This window comes from uncultured Fretibacterium sp. (assembly GCF_938040765.1).
Taxonomy (GTDB): domain Bacteria; phylum Synergistota; class Synergistia; order Synergistales; family Aminobacteriaceae; genus CAJPSE01.
Map to the genome: position 1 here is coordinate 1 of NZ_CALIAA010000007.1, position 3,873 is coordinate 3,873.

The 3,873-nt window shown below is 66.5% G+C and carries 3 protein-coding genes; all 3 read left to right on the forward strand.

Going from position 1 to position 3,873, the window contains the following annotated elements; translation table 11 throughout:
• Positions 1–137 precede the first annotated feature (137 nt).
• Genes Q0176_RS00125 through Q0176_RS00140 form a run of 3 tightly spaced genes read left to right on the forward strand, consistent with a single transcriptional unit; the run spans position 138 to position 3,698 of the window.
• Positions 138–1,031, forward strand: a complete 894-nt coding sequence (locus Q0176_RS00125; protein ID WP_299297827.1) for a branched-chain amino acid ABC transporter permease — start codon at positions 138–140, stop codon at positions 1,029–1,031.
• Positions 1,028–2,968, forward strand: a complete 1,941-nt coding sequence (locus tag Q0176_RS11190) for a branched-chain amino acid ABC transporter ATP-binding protein/permease (RefSeq protein WP_366796930.1) — start codon at positions 1,028–1,030, stop codon at positions 2,966–2,968. The genes Q0176_RS00125 and Q0176_RS11190 overlap by 4 nt, the downstream gene beginning before the upstream one ends.
• A 7-nt stretch (positions 2,969–2,975) precedes the next feature.
• Positions 2,976–3,698, forward strand: coding sequence for an ABC transporter ATP-binding protein (locus Q0176_RS00140; RefSeq protein ID WP_299297831.1), 723 nt, complete (start codon positions 2,976–2,978; stop codon positions 3,696–3,698).
• Positions 3,699–3,873: the final 175 nt, after the last annotated feature.

Sequence of the window (3,873 nt, forward strand, 5' to 3'; positions counted from 1 at the left end):
GGGCTTCATGGATTAAATCAGCGTTTCCCTATATAATGAAGGGCGTTTTACCGCAATAAATTTCGATCGCCGATCCTGCAGCATCGAAGTCCTTGCCGAATTTTCCGAAGGAAGCGGCAAAGAAGGGGGAGTATGGGTTGAGCCTGAACATGTTCGTTCAGCATTTCATCAACGCGCTTGGCCTGGGGTCGCTCTACGGGCTGGTCGCGGTGGGGTACACGATGGTCTACGGCATCCTGCGGCTCATCAACTTCGCGCACGGCGACATCTTCATGCTGGGGGCCTACTTCGTCTACTTCGCCACCGTCGTCTTCAAGCTGCCCTGGGCCGTCGGGGTCGCCCTGGCCGTCCTCGGCGCCACGGTCTGCGGGCTTCTGGTGGACCGCGTCGCCTACCGCCCCCTCCGCAGCGCTCCCCGCATCTCCGCGCTCATCAGCGCCATCGGCGTCTCGTTCCTCATCGAGAACCTGGCGGTCGTAGTGTTCTCCGGGATGCCCCGTCCCGTCGTCCAGCCGCCGCTCCTGATGAAGCCCATCCCGGTCGGAGGGGTGCGCCTCATCCCCCTGGGGCTGATGGTCCCGGTCATCTCGTTCCTGCTGGTGGGCGCGCTGCTCTGGATGGTCTACCGGACCAAGCCGGGCCTGGCGATGCGCGCCATCTCCCACGACATCGAGACCACGCGCCTGATGGGCGTCTCGGTGGACGGGATCATCGCCCTGACCTTCGCCCTGGGCTCGGCCCTGGCCGCCGTGGCGGGCATCCTCTGGGCGCTGCGCTATCCGCGGGTCGAGCCCTTCATGGGGCTCTTTCCCGGCATCAAGGCGTTCATCGCCGCCGTCTTCGGCGGAATCGGCTCCATCCCCGGAGCCATGGTCGGGGGGATCCTCCTGGGGTTCGTCGAGATCATGTCCGTCGCCTTCTTCCCCACCCTCTCCGGCTACAAGGACGCCTTCGCCTTCATGCTCCTGATCGCCATCCTGCTGTTCCGCCCCACGGGCCTGATGGGCGAGCGACTGGAGGAGAAGATATGAGACCGGACACGCCGCTGCGGGGCATCCTGGGCGGGGCCCTGACCCTGGCAGCCTGCGCCCTCTTCGCGCTCTTCCTGAACTGGGCTCCGACGGGCCTGAACGGCTATCAGCTGCGTATCCTCAACCTGATCGCCATCAACGGCATCCTGGGGCTGAGCCTGAACCTGATCTACGGCATGACCGGCATGTTCTCGCTGGGGCACGCGGGGTTCATGGCCATCGGCGCCTACGTCTCCGCGCTCCTGATCCTGTCCCCGGCTCAGAAGGAGGCCATGTGGATCCTGGAGCCCATCGCCCCGTGGCTCCTGAACCTCCAGGCTCCGTTTCTGGTGTCGCTCCTCGCCGCGGGGCTGATCGCCGCGTTCTTCGGCTGGCTGATCGCCCTGCCCGTGCTGCGGCTCGGCGGGGACTACCTGGGCATCGCGACCCTGGGGTTCGCCGAGATCATCCGCATCCTGATCACCAACCTCACCCCTTTGACCAACGGGTCCCTGGGGCTCAAGGGCATCCCCGCCCACACCACGCTCTGGATGAGCTACGGGTGCCTCGCCGTCGTGCTGTTCTGCACGGTCTGCATGATGCGCAGCAACTTCGGAAACATCCTGAGGGCGGTGCGCGACGACGAAATAGCGGCCCGGACGATGGGCGTCGACACCTTCAGGACGCGGGTCCTCGCCTTCACCCTGGGCTGCTTCGGCGGCGGGATCGGCGGCGCCCTGATGGGGAACCTCGTCACCACCATCGACCCGCGCATGTTCATGATCACGCAGACCTACAGCCTGCTGATGATCGTCGTCGTGGGTGGACTGGGCTCCATCACCGGATCCCTGATCGGCTCCGTCCTCGTGACGACGATGCTGGAGTGGCTGCGGTTCGTCGAGAACCCCATCACCCTGGGCTCGCTGCACATCCCGGGCATCCCGGGGATGCGGATGGTCCTCTTCTCCGTGCTCCTGATCGTCGTCATCATCTTCCGGCGCGAGGGGATCATGGGGATGCGCGAGTTCTCGTGGAACTGGCTCCTTCGGGCCCCGAACCGTCGCCGCGGGGACGGCGCGGACGGGCCGGCCGCCGAACGCTCCGGCCCCATGCTGGAGGTGAAGGACGTCACGCTGCGCTTTGGCGGGCTCGTCGCGGTGAACCGCCTGTCCTTCTCCATCGAGGAGGGGCAGATCGTCGGCCTGATCGGGCCGAACGGCGCGGGAAAGACCACCGCCTTCAACGTCATCAGCGGCTTCTACAGGCCGACGGAGGGCCACGTGGAGTTCCTGGGCCGAAGCCTGACCGGCCTGACCCCGCACGCGGTGTGCCGGGCGGGCCTGTCGCGCACCTTCCAGAACATCCGGCTCTTCGGAAACGAGACGGCGCTCCAGAACGTCATGGTAGGGGCGTGGGTGCGCCAGAGGACCCGGTGGTGGATGACCCTGCTGCCCTTCCTCTTCCCGGACTCCCTGCGCGAGGATGGGGAGATCCGTCTGCGTGCCGCGAGCCTGCTGAAGCGCCTGGGACTGGACGCCTACTCCGACGAGCCGGCCTCGTCCCTGCCCTACGGGGCCCAGAGGCGGCTCGAGATCGCACGCGCCCTGGCGACGGAGCCGCGCTTCCTGCTGCTGGACGAGCCCGCGGCGGGCATGAACCCCCAGGAGTCCGAGGAGCTGATGCGCTTCATCCGGAGGCTGAGGGACGAATTCCAGCTGACGATCCTGTTGATCGAACACGACATGAAGGTGGTCATGAACGTCTGCGACGTCATCCACGTTCTGGACCAGGGAGTCCACATCGCCTGCGGGACGCCCGGGGAGATACGGGCCAACCCCAGGGTCATCGAGGCCTATCTGGGCTCGGAGGCCATGCACGAGGCCGGACGCGGAGCCGGACTCGATGCCGGACGCGAAGCCGGATTTGATGCCGGAAAGGAGGGCGACGGAAATGCCTGAGGCGGGTATGCTCGAGATCGAGAAGCTGAACGTCCGCTACGGCGGAATCCACGCGGTCCGGGACGTGTCCCTGTCCATCGCCCGCGGCGAGATCGTCACGCTGATAGGGGCCAACGGCGCGGGCAAGAGCAGCACGATCCGCGCGATCATGGGGCTGGTGAAGGCCACGGCGGCGCGGATGGACTTCACGTCGCCCAGGACCGGGAACGCCGTGCCCCTGTCCGGCGTGCCGACGAACGGGCGCGTCGGGATGGGCATTGCGCTCAGCCCGGAGGGGCGCCGCATCCTTCCGCACCTGACGGTGGAGGAGAACCTCCGGTTGGGGGCCTATTCGCGCAGCGACGCGGCGGGAATAGCGGAGGACATGGAGTACGGCTACAGCCTGTTCCCGCGCCTGAAGGAGCGCCGCAGACAAAAGGGCGGGACCCTCTCGGGCGGCGAGCAGCAGATGCTGGCGGTGGCCCGTGCCCTGATGAGCCGGCCGGACCTCCTGATGCTGGACGAGCCCTCCCTGGGGCTGGCGCCCATACTGGTCGAGGAGGTCTTCGGCATCATCCGCACGATCAACGCCCAGGGACGCACCATCCTGCTGGTGGAGCAGAACGCCTTCGCGGCGCTGAAGGTGGCGCACAAGGCCTACGTGCTGGAGACCGGGGCCGTCTCCATCCAGGGCAGCGGGGAGGAGCTCCTGAGGGACCCGCGGATCCGGGAGGCCTACCTGGGCGGGTGACGGCAAGGACAGAGGAGGGCCTTTCCCCAGGTGGGAGAGGCCCTCTTGAAATCGACCTCGATGTGTCGCGTTGAGGATTATCGTTGGTGGAGGCTGAGCGCCTGTGGGAGTATCCGCGACGGAAATATCGCTTCCGCAGCCCCTTTTTTTGCACGCGAGAAAACTTTTTCCGCCA